The 17,568-nt window shown below is 52.7% G+C and carries 11 protein-coding genes; 9 read left to right on the plus strand and 2 right to left on the minus strand.

Annotated features, from left to right (window positions below):
* Positions 1–105: 105 nt before the first annotated feature.
* Both AB4N44_RS02515 and AB4N44_RS02520 read right to left on the minus strand, forming a co-directional pair.
* On the minus strand, positions 106–705 hold the full coding sequence (locus AB4N44_RS02515; protein WP_460110405.1) for a hypothetical protein: 600 nt from the start codon (positions 703–705) through the stop codon (positions 106–108).
* Positions 702–1,022: a hypothetical protein gene (locus AB4N44_RS02520; RefSeq protein WP_150792756.1), complete on the minus strand. Its 321-nt coding sequence runs from the start codon at positions 1,020–1,022 to the stop codon at positions 702–704. The genes AB4N44_RS02515 and AB4N44_RS02520 overlap by 4 nt, the downstream gene beginning before the upstream one ends.
* 198 nt (positions 1,023–1,220) lie before the next feature.
* On the opposite strand from AB4N44_RS02520, the gene AB4N44_RS02525 reads away from it, so the two are divergent.
* The 9 genes from AB4N44_RS02525 (at position 1,221) to AB4N44_RS02565 (ending at position 17,557) form a co-directional block, all read left to right on the plus strand.
* A complete protein-coding gene (locus tag AB4N44_RS02525) occupies positions 1,221–2,387 on the plus strand; it encodes a restriction endonuclease (RefSeq protein ID WP_150792755.1) in 1,167 nt (388 codons plus the stop codon).
* Positions 2,388–4,994: 2,607 nt separating this feature from the next.
* Positions 4,995–5,351, plus strand: a complete 357-nt coding sequence (locus AB4N44_RS02530) for a hypothetical protein (protein ID WP_150792753.1) — start codon at positions 4,995–4,997, stop codon at positions 5,349–5,351.
* Between the two features lie 340 nt (positions 5,352–5,691).
* A complete protein-coding gene (locus tag AB4N44_RS02535) occupies positions 5,692–7,419 on the plus strand; it encodes an ATP-binding protein (RefSeq protein WP_460110404.1) in 1,728 nt (575 codons plus the stop codon).
* An 850-nt stretch (positions 7,420–8,269) separates the two neighbouring features.
* Positions 8,270–8,824, plus strand: coding sequence for a hypothetical protein (locus tag AB4N44_RS02540; protein WP_186622317.1), 555 nt, complete (start codon positions 8,270–8,272; stop codon positions 8,822–8,824).
* A gap of 179 nt (positions 8,825–9,003) precedes the next feature.
* Entirely contained in the window at positions 9,004–10,650 is a 1,647-nt protein-coding gene (locus AB4N44_RS02545; protein WP_186622319.1) for an ATP-dependent nuclease, read from the plus strand.
* Positions 10,651–12,028: 1,378 nt separating this feature from the next.
* Entirely contained in the window at positions 12,029–14,251 is a 2,223-nt protein-coding gene (locus AB4N44_RS02550) for an AAA family ATPase (protein ID WP_186622320.1), read from the plus strand.
* Positions 14,248–15,081, plus strand: a complete 834-nt coding sequence (locus AB4N44_RS02555) for an HNH endonuclease family protein (RefSeq protein WP_186622322.1) — start codon at positions 14,248–14,250, stop codon at positions 15,079–15,081. Before AB4N44_RS02550 ends, AB4N44_RS02555 begins: the two co-directional genes overlap by 4 nt.
* A 1,543-nt stretch (positions 15,082–16,624) precedes the next feature.
* Positions 16,625–17,278 carry an LLM class flavin-dependent oxidoreductase gene (locus AB4N44_RS02560; RefSeq protein ID WP_460110399.1) on the plus strand — a complete coding sequence of 218 codons (654 nt, stop codon included), beginning with the start codon at positions 16,625–16,627 and terminating at the stop codon, positions 17,276–17,278.
* Positions 17,279–17,410: 132 nt separating this feature from the next.
* A complete protein-coding gene (locus AB4N44_RS02565; RefSeq protein WP_460110397.1) occupies positions 17,411–17,557 on the plus strand; it encodes a hypothetical protein in 147 nt (48 codons plus the stop codon).
* The last annotated feature ends 11 nt before the right edge of the window (positions 17,558–17,568 follow it).

The following is a 17,568-nucleotide window of genomic DNA, read 5'->3' on the forward strand; positions in this document are numbered from 1 at the left end:
AAGGCATGAGGATGGAAGCCCGCAGGGCCAAGACCCATCGATAGACGGGGCTTGGTTTACGACAGCCATCCCCCAGAGGGGCATGCCCGGAAAATAAAATCTAGGTTATCGAACCGTACGCTGTTCGTTCGTACGAGGAGCTACACCCATGGCGTAAAGATCATAAGTCTTTCGTAACAGCACTTCGTCATCAGATGCTACATGCGCGTGCGTGAAGACGGTCGACAAGAACCGCCTCCGTTCGCCGTTGCCAATCTCAGACCAAACCCTTGGTTGCCCTTGAGCATCTGGGACTGCCAAGCGATCAAGAAGATACTCCTCAAGGCTATGCAACCGCTGCAAGCCATCGATCAAAATATCGCTGCTCTCAGCCATTGCTCGCCCCGCAACCGAATCACACCACTCATTAGTGAGATAGCTTCCGAGATCCCCTCCAGTCCACACAGAAATGATGAACCGAGACTTTTGCCCCAGATTCCATACTACTGGGCGATGCCAAGACGGAACAGGAATGCCCATTACAAACTCCGCAGCCCAAGGGTACTTCTCGTGAGCAACAGATGGCTCGACCAAGTGTTTTTCCCAGCGAGAAACGAGGATATCAATCGGATATTGGTTGGTGCTGGTTGCCAAAATTTGACGTGGCATTCGGAGGCTGGGATCTGAAATTTCGTCGTCCGCGTAGCGCTGAAATTTGGAAGTCATGAATGTCCTTGGAGGAGGGGAGTGCTAAAGGTGGACGAACCAATGGTGCGGATGAAGTTTCGCCGCCACTCATCAACGATTGAGATGATCAGTAAGTCACGCTCTGTTGAGATTTCGATCTGCTCTCCGTCGACCAGCGCTTGCGCATAGCCCTCAGCGAAGGCTGCAGCTCTGTCAAAGTCGGAAGGGGAGTCAGAGGACGCGATGTAGCTGACCAAGCGCTCCCACGCCCTGCGTTGACGATGACCCTGGATGGTCTCGGCAAACGGCACGGCGCCTTTCAGGGAGCGTGCAAATACGATCGTTGGTAGGTTCAAAACCGGTTTCTCTAGATGTCATAGATATGAAAAACGGTTCGTTTTGAGAAACCTTGAGCCGTATAGGAAGTTTTTTTGTGCCGACGCAAACAGGCGCTAACCGGACGCGAATGCGTGGACGTGCTAATGGCACTCAGATATTGTCGCAAGCGTGATTACGCGCTAGCCGCGTGACGACTCATGAAAGGGATAGACGCGATGATTTACCAATGCAACGGATGCAACAGGACTACCTTCGAGATCGCATGCCCGTGGTGCATGGGCTCTCAGGTCTCGCCGTCATCAGAGCTCACGTTGCGACACCTTACGCCGCTGGATCCTTCGTTTTATCCCGACTTTCAATACAGATCCAAAGGTTTGATTCAGGACTTCTTCGGGAAAAAGAAGGAGCAAGCCCAACTCAACGATCTTTTGAATAACGTCTTGAGAAAGTACGCGGAGCTGAAGCAGCCATACTTCACGAACTTCATTCACACAACTCGTGAAAGCGCAGGTAGCAGCGATGACGCAGGCGTGCCCGGCCCACGTTTGGATGGTGTGTACAGCGAGAGAGAGCTGTTCAGGGAGGTCTTGATTCGCAAAGGCTTTGACGAGCTAGAAGGGCTTCCATCTCTTTTGGACAAGCTGCTGCAAACCACAGCATTCAACTCTGCCTACTTGGGCTTCTCGAGAGAGTTGACCCGCCACATCCGAACTGATCTTGCCGACACCTTACGTTCTTGGATTGAAGAGGCAGGAACGACGTTCAGGTCTGACTTGGCTTTGTTCTATTACTACCTATGGGAAAATGACGTTGCCTTCCCCAATGTTCAATTCAATCCCCAAGCGGCTTCTACGTCTGGTGTTCCACTCCTCCCGATACAGGTTTTCCGTAATGGCCTGAGCCTTTGCGAGGAGATTTATTTCGATATTCTCGTCGAGCGCCTGGGATCTCAGCTGGAGCATTTCAATCCAAACCAGTTCATCACCATGTACCTAGTGGACGCTATGGACGGATTTCAGTTTGAAGCCTTCCTGGTTGAGATATTCCAAACCATTGGATACGACGTTAAAGAGACCAAGAAGACGGCTGACCAAGGCGCTGATCTTTTCGTCAGCCGCTTCGGCAAAAACATGGTGATCCAGGCAAAGAACTACTCGGGCTCCGTAGGCAATGCGGCTGTGCAGCAAGCCATCTCCGCAAAAGCCTTTTATGGGTGCGACGAGGCCATGGTAGTCACGAACTCCTACTACACGAAATCAGCTAAAGAGCTGGCCAGCACAGCAGGCGTCCGGCTGATCGACCGGGACGGGCTTCAGAGCTATCTGGATGACTACAACCAGAAGCTCATCGAGGTTTTCCAGGCCGAGGAAGAGAGTGCTTAGGTCTGTGTCCGTTAACGTTCGTGAGCACAATCGCTAGGGCTGCATCTTGCGTAGAGTTCAAAAATAGAAAGCGACATGTCACCGGCACAAATCAGTGAATAGTCGTTTCCAGCCACCGGAGGAAGCGTGGGGAATCTAATAGCATTAACGCGGGATAACCTGCATGAGCTCGAATCCATCGAGCGACTCGCCGCTTTTCTTGGTGCCGCCCGCTTTGGTGCTCTAGCTTTGCAGTTAGCGTACGAATATCCAGTCAAAACCGACGAGCCCTATCTATCTATACGGAGAATGCATCCAAGCTCCGTCATAGGCGCGAGTGAGGCGCTGTTTGAGGCGCTATGCGTCGTGTGTGAGGTCGTCATTGGCCGAATGCCCGAACTGCTGCGGGTACTTTCATATCGTTGTCGACACGAGAACCGTACGACCGTCCCCTATGGGCTTTGGTTAACTCTTCTAGAGTGGGCCAATACCGATATGTCTCTGGTCGATTCTACTAGCCCGTGTGCAACCGATGGGCGCTCGCATCCGGATACCGCCCCTGAATTCCAAGAGTTGGTCGCTAACAGCCAAGCAATGCTTGACCAGGAATTTGTACTCTCACGTAAGCGCGAAGGATTATCCGTCTGCGAGGCCGTGGAGATCTTGATCGCACATAGACGGGGCATCCACGATAGCTGGCAGGATGGAAAGTTGGATAACTAGCCTCGGGCGCCGAAGGTACTGCATTTGTATAGCTGCAATGCCCTGCAGATCACCTAAGCCTAAAGCCTATTTGATACGTTAAGCTTTGACGGCAGGGCTTTACGAAGCACAGGTACGGCTAGGGCACGGGTCAGGGGCGCTAGGCCTGTAGGCAGGCGGAGCGCGCAGGCGTTAAGGATGGACGCCCGGTAGGGCCGAGACACGATGTGGCTCGGTGCACGACAGCCATCCCCCGTAGGGGCACGCACAGACCTATGTTGGTAATCCCTGCATACGGTATCTCCTCACAGTAGCCTTCGCACAGATTTTGCCCCGGAAATGATCACCTCTCGATTATGAATATCTGCTGTCTCACTGCGCCATGCCCGCAAAGGGAAGGCGGAAAGTCATCCTTCAGCTCTCGATAATTCAGTGAGTACTGAGGCTAGCGCCGTCGCCTGCTTAGGCGTGAACCTAAAGCGCGACTCATCAATTTTGATAGAAATTACGCCATTGGATTCTGTATCCAGGAGAACTGCGTAGCTGTTGTCATCGTCTATGACTTCACCCTCGGCAATGCCGGGCCGAGTGAAGATAGCGAGCCTAATTTCGTCTGAGTCACCCTCGGGCGAACCATCCTTGAACGTGAAGAATCTGTTCGGGGGCAGCTTTGTACTCATGGTCTCGATATTCCTCAGAAAATAAGTCGCATGACTATTTAAACGGAGGCGAAATTCAAAACTTGAGTGGTGGGTTTAAAAAGACACCTGCCTGAAAAAGTAATTTTGCGCAGCGCTAAAGTTTTGCTCGAAAAAATCCGTTTAAGTTTGTATTTCACGGAAAAGGGCTGAGTGGGCAATTTTGAAAGAGCATGATTCTGCAGAAATTATTAGATTCAGGGCCGAGCGCGCATTTCTATCTCATGAAGATGAGGGTGAGGGTGAGGGTGAGGAAGCTAGGTGGTTCGAGGCATCTGTTGAACTCGCAAATAGGCACATAAGCCTCGTCCTAGACGGGTCTGAATATGACTTCACTGCTCAGCAATGCGGGGAGCTGGCTGATGGTCTGTCGACCCTGGTCAAAACGCTCTATCAACGGAGCGCAATCCTCACTGGTATCCCTAATCCGCAGAAATTAGATTTTGGAAAGCTATTTCACCAACTGATTCTGTCTCGTACTCAGTCCACACAGCAGGATTGGTTATGCAACCACGGGTACGACTTGGACGGAATGTTCTTTGGAGCATCTGGATCGTTTCGCTATCCAGATTCGCAAAGCTATTTTCAGCTTTTCCTAGGGGTGAATGACGAGCTATTCGTCCCGATCTTGGGCATCGAAGATAGGGTATTCACGTTCAGCGTGGAGGACGCTTCGTGGTTGATTGAGCAGCTGTGCGTAGGAGGATACTTGCTAGCTCGGATTGAGAAGCCCTAGGAAGAGCACGCTTCTTCATGGATAACTGAGGGTGGCCAGTTCCTTTTGAGAAGACACTCAACCCTGAATGGAGCAGTGCAGTTGCAACGGTCAGCTAAACCCGTCCAGGTAGGTTCAACCTCCAACTCGAATGCTGCGGGCCATGGGGTCAAGCGGAGTGAGCAGGCGTTTAGGATGGACGCCCGCAGCCCAAGTCGCCGGCGAAGCGAAAGCCGGGGTGTCCACTGAGTGCCTCCCAATTCTTGCCTAAAACAGTGCATCACTGGCCCCTAGATTCGCTGAGATGATGAGCTTCGATTTGAGTACACGTGCCGCCTTCTGTTTTCCGGTCAAAGCTGGAAGCCAATGGCTTACGTAGCCGATTTAGCCACCGGTTGCTTGCAATCCAGTTCGTTTCCGCAAGTGAGAAATTAGACGTCATATAGGTTGATTTTCGGTTTCTAGCCACCATATTGATATCGCCCACCAACGGGTATGACGAGTTATCCAACCATGGCGAAGCTTCTTAAAAGTGATCTGCGGTATGAGTACAGCTGGAAAGCAACCGAAGGGGATAACCCTCATCTCATTCATGAGGATGCAAAACACCTGAGCCGAAATGAAGGCTATGAGATGCTCAGCTACTTGAATCATCTCGGTCTGTCCTCCGACAAAAAGGGTGTGGTATACGGTGAAGGGCCCGATTTGACGAAGGAAACCCGCCTGTACGCTGAGTGGATGCTCAAAGAGCATTTTAAATCGACCGCACCTGGGCGTGGAAAGGTCACTGAGTGGCTCAATGCCAACTGGTGGGAGCTAAAGAAAAAGTTCACGACGCTGAAGCCTGAACGAAGAGCAACCAAGGCCTAATTGCAGCAGGGTAGCCCGCTCTCCACCCGGGCTACCTGATCCTGTATACCCAATCTTTGGCACCGAAGCGTCAGGTGCATACTCATGGTAGGTAACGGCCTAGACTTTTGGTGGCGGCATTCTGGCCGGCGATTTGGTGTGGGCTATGGATGTTGGACGAGGATGACCGACTTTCTTCGGTGAATCGCCTACTTGATAGATAGCGAGCTTCAAGAAGATTGGGTCTGTGGTAGGAGGTTGCTCTGTCCATATTCAGGTAAGCAAGCCAATCGGGTAGGATTGCCGCAATACTCTGAGACCGTGCCAATGGCCAGGAAGCACCACTCCATGGAGGGAACTGATGTCCGACCAAACCCGTCACCTCTCGTTGTTTGAAGAGGACTACCTTCTGCGCGAGTTGGGCCCCGTCGCTCATGTTCCGCAGGTGGCTCTTACTGAGCTTGTCGCAAACGCGTGGGATGCCGGCGCCAGCAAGGTTGACTTGTTCCTACCCTCTGAGCCTGGTGGAACGCTGACAGTAGTTGATGACGGTCACGGCATGTCGGCCCAACAGTTCAGCAAACGATGGATGACGCTTCGGTACAATCGCCTAAAGCATCAAAGCTTCAAGGTCGAATTTCCCAAGGGCAAGAGCGGTAAATTCAGGAAGGCCTATGGTCGCAATGGGGTGGGCCGGCATGGACTTCTTTGCTTCGGTGATGAATACCAAGTGGAAACCTGGCGCGATGGCAGGCTCAGTACCTTCATCGTGGGTACCGAGTCCGGGCCCAGTCCTTTTGTGGTGCGCTCCGAGGAATTCGCCGAGCGAGAAGGCTCAGGTACGCGGTTGTCGGTGTCAGTCACCCGCAAGATGCCAGATGCGAATGAAATCATTACAGTCCTTGCAGCGCGATTCATCCATGACCCGAGCTTCCAGATTCGAGTCAATGGCACACCTCTGACCCTGGCAAAGCTTGAGCAGCATGCTCGCACGCACACCCTGCAACTGAGTGATGACCGGACAGCAAAAGTCATTGTCATCGATTCCACACAGCAGAACCATTCGTCCATCCACCAAGGCGTGGCCTTTTGGGTTCAGCACCGACTTGTCGGCACCCCCTCGTGGGTCATCGGCCAGGTCGCGAACTTCGACGGCCGCACACGGTTCGCTAAACGCTACAAGGTCATCGTAGACACCCAGGGTTTTGAAGATCAGGTGATCCAGGACTGGACTGGATTTCAGTCGACGCCTGCCGTTGAGGAGCTGTTCAAGGCCGCTGCAGAATGCATCAACCACGTGGCTGATGAGTTATCGGCCGAGGTTGTGGAGGCCGCCTCAGAAGATGCTTTGGTACAGAATAGGTCAGAGCTCAAATTGTTGGGGCAGGGCGCTCAACTCGAAGTCACAGCCTTCACGAAGGCTGTGGCCCAAGCGCACCCTATGGTCTCTCCGGAGTTTCTCGCCACGGCCGTAAAGGCGGTGATCAACTTGGAGAAATCCAAGAGCGGGGCATCGTTGCTTCAAAAGCTGGCCAATCTGCCAGCGACAGACATCGAGGGTTTGGACTCCCTCCTGGCGGACTGGTCAGTCAAAGACGCACTGCGCGTGCTCGATGAGATTGATGGCCGGCTCTGTGTTATCGAAGCCATCACCAGGTTGGCGGAGGATCGAGAGACAGATGAGCTCCACACGCTGCATCCGCTGATCCTGCGATCCCGCTGGTTGTTCGGGCCAGAGTTCGAGTCCATGGAGTATTGCTCGAACATGACCTTGAAAAGCGTAGCGAAGCAGCTCTGGGGAGATGGTGACGCCTCGTTCATTAACGAACGCAAACGGCCTGACATTGTAGTGCTGCCAGACCGATCCACTGTGCAACTGGTGGGCATCGAACAGTTCGACCCCCAGGATACAACAGTCGCCCAGATGCAAAATATTCTGCTGATCGAGCTCAAGAAAGGTGGCTTCAAACTCAATCGGCAGGAGGTCAACCAGGCAGACGGGTATGTTCAGGACATCGCAGGCTCTGGCTTCGTTAATGGCTCTCCGTTCATTACGGCTTGGGTCGTGGGACAGTCGATCGCGGTATGAGGTAATAGGTGTCGACATATATCTGGTATGGGGTGATTCAGAACACCAAGCATTAGGAGGTTGCTTTAAAAAAATTAAGAATTTGCTGAAATTGTCGTGATCCCAGTCCAGTAGACACATGCCGTTCAGGAAAGACCAATTAAGCATTTTTTCACAAACTCTGCTCGTAAGACCATATCGAGATTCGGCCTGACCGGACGACCAACTGTGAGCCGCCGTTTCCAAGAAGCTTGTGCAATACCAAACGCTCGTAAATGGAAGGCAATCGACTCCAAGGGCTTCCAGCCTACGGCGAACGCTATGATTCTCTGGAAACTCTTCCGAGGCGTTAGGGTGCCAACGATCGTAAGGCGGGAAGATAGGAAATGGGCGAAACGGCACAGCCATGAATTTTTCCCCGCGGGCTATAATCCGCAACGGTCTGATGTTCGGTCACGACATTCATGTAGTTATAGCCCATGCTCAGATCAGATGGTGGCTGTAGGCGGAATCTTCTGGGAGGAGTCAGTGATCGTAGTTTTGTGAAACTCAATCTCGGCCAGCTGATTAAGAAGTGGAGTCAAACCTATGATTTCGAACGTTTCGGGGTTTTGTGAAATTTCGTTCGTAGGTAACTGGAAACAGACAGCTCTGCAAGGGCGCATAGCGTAATACATGATTTAACATAATATACATTATGCGAATCGCCATATAGAGGACTGGGGGCTCTGGAGGCCAGTTTTGAAGCCAGCCCGTGGCTGCGGCCACTGCGCAACAGTCCTGCCAAGCATTGCTTGGCGTTGATTCTCTTGCATGCTTGAATGCCGGCCTTTAGCAACGCTGTTGCTTCACTCATCACCGGAGAAACGGAATGTGGCTCTGTACAGACTGGAAAATTGACTGGAATGCAATCAGCGCCGTGGCTACTGCCATAGCCGCAATTATCGCACTGTTCGTTTGGCTATATGACAAACACCAAAGAAGTCGCGAGCGCAATGCCAGCGCTAGACTTCTAGCGCAGATCATGACGACACCTGTCGGAGCTGCACATGTCCAGATTTCTAAATTCAAGAGCGATCTCTTTCCAACTGGCAGTGAGCCCTTGATCGGCAGTTTGCTGCAGGACAAAAATGCGCGAAAGCAGCTGGTCGAAAAGGCATCAGCAATTACGATTGAGCTTCCATCCCAGTTTTTGGACAAAGCTGACTTCTTCAGTGAGGCTGTCAACAGCAGCCTGGCAAATGCATTTTCTGAAGTAAATCGTTTAAAACAGTTTGTCGGCTTATTCGGTGACTTGGCAGATAACGAGCGGCAAGACTTGATTGACCTCCACTTAGCGACGGTTCTCAACCAAATCAAAACGGCTGAGACAGCCGCTGAAGCTGCTTTTCAGGCTCTTTTGGTGGTTGGGCGAACCAGCCGGTAAACTGAACTCCCCTCCTTCGTTATGCATTAAGATTATAACTAAACTAAACATCTATTTAGTTGAGTTATATATTGATTAACCGCACGGGCAATTATTAAGGATCAAGGGATGATCCATTAAGTGGTTGCCCTCCTCCAAACGGCGTTCACGACACCCACACAGCCTGTAGGCCCTCATTCATGAAGCTTCAAAGTATTAGTTATCGCGGTATTCGTGCGCTCAATGCTAGCATCAATCCTTACAAAGCCGATATCCCAAAAGATACCGTTAATTTCGTGATTCCTTTTGCCGAGTTTGAAGTTGGTGATGTGAATGTGTTTATTGGCGAAAACGGTTCTGGAAAATCCTCGGTCATCGATATGATCCGGGCTTCCGCCTTTCCCGAGATACTCGCCACCCTTGTTAGGGAAAATCCTATCGGATATTGCCCGCCCGCCTATTGCCTGAGCTTTAAAAATGGCCATCGTGCCATTTATAGTTTTCCGTTTGCCCCATTCGATTTGAATCTGCCTGTCGATTTTGCTGGCTGTGAGACCTATTTTGTTCGAGGGTCGTTAATTGAGCAAACCGCACAGGATTTGCACAAGTATGATCCCGCCAAGCACAAGAAACTCCCTCCTCCTTTTCTACGCGAGGACCAACTGCACTATCGACACTGTGGGCAAGTTACACCGGTTATCGATACGCATTGCGTAGAAGAGCTCAATCGAGCCCGGGCCGACTTGGCGGGGCTAGCAGACCGAAGCAAAGATTTCAACGATCCCGGACTGCGTTATGTGGATGAAAACTCCTTGATCGACTGTGGTGACGGTACGGTAAAGGTATGCTTGGGTGACGACAGCGATGTCTTCAATCGCATCCCTGTGCAGTGTTTCCCTTCGGGATGGCAATCTTACGCCGCAACGGCCGCTTGGTTGGTTACGCGCCCTAAGGACTCCATCTGCCTGATCGAAGAGCCAGAAGTTCATCTCCACCCCAAACTGCAACGCCTGCTTTTACGTCGTCTGTTGGCCATTGCCGAGCAAAACGTGCTTCAACTGTTTATTAGCACGCATTCCGCAGCGCTCATCAATAGCCTTGGCGCCAACGCTGATCGTAAGGTTGGCGTGAAATTATTCCAAACTACAAATGGTTTCGTTGATCCGGCACTTGATTTGGCACCTACGCTCGACGCCTTGGGCTATAAGGCCTCGGACATTCTGCAGAGCAACTGTGTAATTTGGGTTGAAGGTCCTTCCGACCGGATTTACCTTAATTATTGGATCAAAGGGCACAATGTTGACCTGTTCGAAGGTGTCCACTACACGATCATGTTCTACGGCGGGCGGCTTTTCAGCCACGTTTCTGGGGCTGAAGCTTCCGAGGAAACGCTAGATGACGGAGAAGCGGTCGACGACTTCATTTCGCTCAGATGCATAAACCGGCATTCAGCTATTGTGTTTGACAGTGACAAGGCAAGCTCCAACTCGCCTCTTTCGGAGACAAAGCTCCGATTGCAGAAAGAGTTCGGGAGCCAAGCATGGGTTACCCAGGGACGAGAAATAGAAAATTATCTGGACGAAGGGTTACTGTTCAATAGCATCAAAGCGGCCCACAAGCACGCAACGAACATACTTCAGACCGGTCAGTGGGCGAATCTGCTGAAGTATGAGATAGCCCCTGAACCGAATCAGGCCCGCCAGAAACCACGCACTGCCACCAAAGTAAAAGTTGCTCGGGATTACGTTAAAACCAATCCAAAGGTGGATTTTACTCCACTAGACTTACGTAAGCGCATCACCCACCTCTGTGATTTTATTGTACGGTCCAATCATTACGACCTATGAAAAACCGGCATGGGGAGCTGATCCAAAGGGCACTGCAATCAGTGCCCTGCCCTCACCTACCGATTAACAGTCAATACTGTTATTTCTGAGATTCAAGCGGACAGCGCGAGATTTCAGTCATAAGCGATTTGGGCAACTGTTGCCGCGTCAGTCCATGCAACCATGCCCGCTCTCCCCTTTTGAATGGCATCATAATGCTTTATCCGCACCTCAGCGTAAATCGAAGAGGTAGGGATCGCTCTTCCAGTTTTCGCTTACGCAGAGTGCCATTGGATAGCCAATGGCTCTGCTGTTTCGAGAAGCAGAGTGCGTATTTCGGCATGCACTCCGGCTTTGCTCCATTTAACAAGCAAAGGCGCCGTTAATTCGCCAATGCACCAATGCGCTGGCTGTATTCTCGTCCAATCAATATTGCTCCGCCTCTTAACGAAGTAGTGGAGAATGCCATTTCTCGTCTGTCCAACCCACCTTGGGCAAAGATCCTACCTCGGCCGTTGACGGACTCCAGCGCAAAGACAAACTCGGCATCTGCATTCACAGGGAGATTGGCGTTATGCGTTGCGAGAATAATCTGGCGACTGGATTTTGCCTGCCGTAGCAACGGGACTAGGTCCTTTTAGATGAAGCTGAGGCCTGGCCACATGCTGATTGGATAACGAAGCACACTGGCGCCGCTACAGCGTTACGCGAGCGCAGCAGAGAAAAGCTCATGGGATTGCTAGAGGAGCTGGTGACGGGGTCTGAACTGCTCTTTGGACAGAGCGCTCAGAGAAATGAGGTGATCCGCGATCTTGATGCTGCCCACTCGGCACGCTTGCAGGTTTCGGGGTTGCAGTGCCCGTTGTTATCGCTACGCAGCACCGGGCGTCGTCCGCCAAAGGATCGTATTGGCCGAGTTGCCTGCTCATCTGGTACAGGGGCGGGGCACCAGCACTGCCGAGTACGGCCATCGGACGAGTATTGCGACCAGAAGCGTTTTTTCCCACGCGCCCCACACCGCAAGTCGATGTGGCATCACGGTCGGCCAATGGTCGGAGGTGAAAACTACGGGAAAGCGGTACAAGCGCCGCTCGCCGTCGTCCCGCGCTTCGCCGTAGGTGTCGAGGATTTGCCGCGCTAGTAAAGGATTGGCAAAGTCCTGGGCGCGTACGGTAACTCACGACAGATAATCCCGCCTGTGAGTTCATGGTGGTGTCTTGCATGACGCTCTAACCGTTCTGCGTGATGCTTGCATCGAATCTGCGCTGGCCCCCCTCAAGCGCTTCTTTTAGTGGCAAAATGACACAATTAACGAGCCACTTTTCTCGCACAACGGCGCGGGCACAACACAAACTCCGCCAAATTTTGTGTTGTGCCCCCAAGATCAAGGAAGAAAAAAATGATCCGATTAAAGCGGGGTCCCGTCCCGGATATCCTAAATTCCGAACGCGCTAACATGCTGCGAAAGGAAGCTGCCGATTTCTTCTCTCAACCGCGAGAACAACGGAGGCAGAAACGCTTTGAGTTTCAGAAGTATGCAGCGCAGTTAAACAGTGACATACGAAAGGCGCTGGCCGAATGTTTCCCTAGCAAGTGCGCCTACTGTGAGACCCCGGTCGAGAAACCTGAAATAGAGTTGTTTCGCCCCCGGCAGAGTGCCAGCAATCTGGACGGTTCTGTAGACGACGACTGCTATTGGTGGCTCGCGCATGACTGGTCGAACTACCTGCTCGCCTGCTCTCCCTGCAACACCTTAAAAGGGGCGCGCTTCCCCGTCGAAGGACTGCGTGCTGGGCCATATCCGACCAGCCTAGGCTTGACTGAAGAAGAAAGGCTGCTGCTCGATCCTTGCGAAGATGAGCCGTCTTCGTTACTGCTTTTTCTAGAGGATGGTCGTGTCACAAGTGACGACTTTCAGGGCTCGGCGACGATCGATGTACTCGGGCTCAATCGGGAGGCGTTGGTGCACGCACGTCGTCGTGATCTAGTAAACCTGAAACGGATTTTATCGGTACAAAAGATAGCCTTCGATTCGCCCTATTTGGTGGATGACCTACTGAGCGCAATGATTACGGATGACAGTCCGTATGCCGCCATGCGCAGACAGTTCGTAGCTACCTGGGCCGCTGAGGAGGCCCCTGCTGGTCCGCAAACGAGCAAGCTACTGCAACAACTGCAGCACCACCGCGGCGCAGTGACTGGGAGTCTTGTTGCAAGTCTGGATGACTTGAAGCTAGCGGCAGAACGTCTCACTAATACAACTGTGGGGATGGAGTCTTTTTCTGTATTGGAAGAGCGAATATCGAATGACTTCTACCGTAAAAGCCGTTTTATCGAACACTTCCAGTTGACCAATATCCGGTCATGCGAAAACGTAAGCCTACAGACCTCACTGGGAGCAGGAGGATCTGGGAAGTGGTTAGTGTTGCTGGGCGAAAATGGCACAGGCAAGAGCACAACCCTTCAAGCCCTTGCTTGCGCACTGGCGGGACAGGATGCCGTTGACGATCTCGATATCAAAGCGTCTGACCTGCTACGCAGCGGCTGCGAAACCGGTACAGTCAGCGTGCAATTGTCTAGCTTCTCCAGACCCATCGTCATGACGCTTAACGCAGCAAATAACAGCATCACTATTGATCCGCCTGAGCCCAAAGTCATGGTCCTGGCATATGGCGCAACTCGGTTATTAACACCGCATAAAAACAAGGCCCTGCCTCGCGCATCCGTTCACATTGCCAACCTCTTCAACCCGCTCGAACGTCTAAGTAACGGTCGCCCTTGGCTTTACGACACGGATGATCAAGAATTCGACCGGATAGCACGTGCATTGTCCGCCCTACTACCTCGTCCGGATGGCGCTCAGTTCTTTCGTTACAATAACGAAATCGTTGTAAAGTCCGCCGGAGTGATCGATACCCTGGAGGCACTTAGCAGCGGCTACCAGGCTGTACTTGCGTTGGCATTAGACATCATGAGCGTGCTGCGACGGGGCTGGCAAGATGCGGCCTCCGCTGAAGGGATAGTGTTGATCGATGAGATTGATGCCCATCTCCATCCGCGGTGGAAGATGCGCATTATTCAGCGCCTGCGTGAGGTCTTCCCTCGCCTGCAATTCATCGCCACAAGCCACGAGCCACTGACACTACGGGGTATAGAACGAGATGAAGTAGCGGTGTTGAAACGGACACTGAGTGGCGCAGTGAAGGTCATAACCGCAGAAACCGACGATCTGCCGTCACCTCGAAATATGACAGTGGGTCAATTGCTGACCTCTGACTTCTTTGGCCTGAACTCGGCCGAAGACCTCGAAATCGATACCCTGTTTGAGGAGTACTATCGACTGCTTGCCTCAAGGGAGCGAACTGTCGCAGATGAATTGCGTCTTGAGGAACTCCGTGAAGAGCTTGAATCAGGCCGCCAGTTAGGTTTGACTGAACGTGAACGCTTGGTTTTCGAAGCAGCCGATGCATACATTGCTGAACGAATGGCCAGGCGGCAGGCGTTACCGGAACAAATAAAGTTGGGAGCCCAACATCGTCTGCAACAGATATGGGCAACCCTGGACGAGCCTGACACGGTCCCCCCCCCACAACTGGGAACTGACAGGAAGTCACCCTTATGATCAGGGTAGAACGGGCGGAATGCCCACCTAGTTTGAATGGTCCTGATTCAAAAGGTAGCCGAGAGCGAGCAGCCGCACTTGTCGCGCAAGCGGCAGGTAGAAAAACAAAGTTCAAAGCGTATAGAGAGTCTGATGTCGTTCTCACTCTACGCGAGATGTTCAATAAGAAATGCGCTTACTGCGAGTTCAACTATGCAGCAGGCTCCCCCGAGGATATTGAGCATTTTCGTCCCAAAGGTGCCGTAGTCATCAACGGCCAACTTACCAAGCCAGGGTATTATTGGTTAGCCGCAGAGTGGAGCAATCTGTTGCCATCCTGCATCGATTGTAATCGCAAACGCTCCAAGGAGTTTGTGGTACCCAATCAAGCGTCCTCGGGAAAAGCCAACCTATTTCCCGTAGTGGACGAAGCACACCGATGGCGTAGCCATACCGCTCCCAACGTGAACGAGCAACCGTTGTTACTCAACCCCTGTGATGACTATCCCGACCAACACCTCGAGTTTCTAAATGACGGTTTGGTACGGGCAGTAGCCGATACCGCTGGAAATCCCAGCCCCAAAGGCGAAACCTCGATAGAGGTCTTCGGTCTGTTACGCCATGACCTTGTCGAACAGCGGGCCGCCAAGCAACTCATGATCAGAGCAGCCATCGAACGCGCCCTTGAGGCCGCCGAGATAGCCGAGGATACGGACGACATCACACGTAGAGAGAAATGGCTAAACCTTTCTGCAAATCTTCTAATGGACGCTCGGGCTCACTTAGACCCGCGACAACCGTATAGGGCAGCAAGCGAGGCGATTTTCCGCGAATATGGCATTCCGCTCTAGCCTAACTTGATCGCTCAAAAAATTGCCCAAACTGAATTGGTAAAGCAATGAGCACAACGATCAGCTACGCCCGGTGAGCGCGGCCTCGTTGCTGGGCCGAGGATGGGATGTAGGCGCATACCACTACGTCGCGTGCCCACGCTCGGCCTTCGCGTTTACAACAAGCACCGGATCAAACCAGCCAACGACGGACGCGGCCTTAACAACAGCGCCGGCACCGCACTGTTGTCACGAATGCCCAGAAGCAGCCCCACTTGCGACTCGTCCGCCCCGCCCCTATACAGCAATCCTGCCACAGTACGCCGAGCATCCCGGCCGCTCAGCGCCGGCGATCCTCTGCCTATGAAAAGGGGGAGTCAATTTCAATCGACATGGCTCGGGATCCACACAACATGGAAATGTTCACGCGGTATGCGCAGCAATACGGTGGGAATAGCGCGTCAGCACGCGTGATGATAACCCTCATTGAGTAGCTCGCTACCTGGGTGTGAGGGCAAACGCTAGCGCCTAGATTAACAGACATTTTCAACGTGCTAACGAGCTTCGCTCTCCCCATACCCACTAGGGGTGAAATGCCCCGCCCAAACGATTTTCTCTCTGATAAAGTCAAATTCACGGATTTCGATTTTGGCTCAACATCCAGCGACCTGAGCTTTGAGGATTTCAAAGAAAATGCGCCATCGAGTAAAAGCTCATATGGAACAAGGCTTATTGGATATCGGCCCGGACAATTCGTTGCTCATTTGTCTCGAATGCCTTGGGGATCCCATGCTCAAGTAGTTTAAGTCGCTGCCAACTTCCGAAGTCACCTGTGCAGCCTGCAGATGCTCAACGCGCAGAGCAGTCCGTCCGCTTCTTATTGCCCGCTTCATTCGCAGGCATCTTCCGACACATTTCAGCATCGATGATGGGCTCTACGATGGCTACGAGATGACCTTGTCCGAAATCGTTGGCAAAGCAATCCGATGCGACTACAAACCCGTCTGTGACGCTATTGCGCTCGAATTGAGTGATCCTGACTCAGATGAGGACGACTTTTACTGGCATGGCATGGGCAAGTGTATTGCCACCAGCACAGCCCATTAGATGACGAGGAGCATGATCGCTGGTGGCTGGTGGGTGGTGGGTGGTGGGTGGTGGGTGGTGGGTGGTGGGTGATTGGGAGAGAGTTGCGTACGAGTTAACTTATGAACGACGTTTTTTCAATGAAAGGGCAAGCAAGCTATTCGAGGCCCTTCTCCACGAGGCGCTAACTGCAAAGAATCCCGAGTGTTTGGAAGCGCCAGCGGTTATCAAAATCCTACCCACCGGAACGGAGCTTTATCGAGCGCGACGCCGCTCGATGAGTGGCGTTTTTCTGTCCCGTCACTCTGATCACCAGCGATCGCTGGGGGCTACCAGCATAAGGAAAAACGGCTCTCAATTGTGCTTTTTCTCAAGACTGTTGTGCGCGTTGACGCATTTTTCTCCCGGGTGGAGCCGCAGATACTGACGGTATTCACACAGTGCGTTGCCTTGTTTCACACGAGGCGCAGGAGATTTGATGAACTCACATTTTCAACGATTGCTTGGCCCGGAAAACTTCTCCATCGGCCTGGAACTGCCACTGGACAATGACTGGTCCACAACTGGCCAACGCGTACGTATAGCGGAGAATCGTCCCTTCGGCGTCCCTGACCTCAAGCAACATGCGCAACTGGCGCGATTGGCCGACAGCGGCGGCTTTCGAGCACTCTGGGTGCGTGATGTACCGATGTACGACCCGCATTTCGGAGATGCAGCTCAAGTATTCGAGACTTTCTCCTACCTCGGTTATCTGGCTGGTATCACCAATAACATCATGCTCGGCACCGCGGCGGTCGTGTTGCCGCTTCGACAACCGTGGCTGACCCTTAAGGCTGCCAACAGCATCGACGAACTGAGCGATGGCCGTCTGCTACTGGGAGTGGCCAGTGGCGACCGCCCGATGGAGTATCCGCTGTTCGGCGTCGATTACGACCAGCGAGGAGCACACTTTCGTAGCGCTGTTGAACTGCTCAAGAGCCAGGGCAGCGGACGCTTGCCTGAAGGCGCCCAACTCCTGCCGCAGCGCGAAGAACACGCTCTCCTGCTCGTCGCCGGTCTTGGCCAGCAATCACCTGTGTGGATAGGACAACACATGGACGGCTGGCTCGCTTACCCCGGAACAGAACAGTAACATCGCCGGCGTGTCGGGCTGTGGCGAGAAGTCGGCGGTGACAAGCCTTACATCACGTTCCTGCACCTGCATCTTGAAGCCGATCCTCATTCACCAATGAAACCCGTGCGCTTCGGCGGACGAGGCGGAAGGATGGCGCTCATTGACGAACTGGAAGCACTGCGTGAAGCGGGTGTGCAACATGTCGGCCTGCATCTGCGTCACAACACACGCCCGGTTGCTGAGGTGATTGAAGAAATTGCCGAGTACGTGTTGCCCAGGTTTCACGGCACCGAGTAAACCGAGACCAG

The sequence above is a fragment of the Pseudomonas sp. S3_C06 genome (assembly GCF_054667675.1).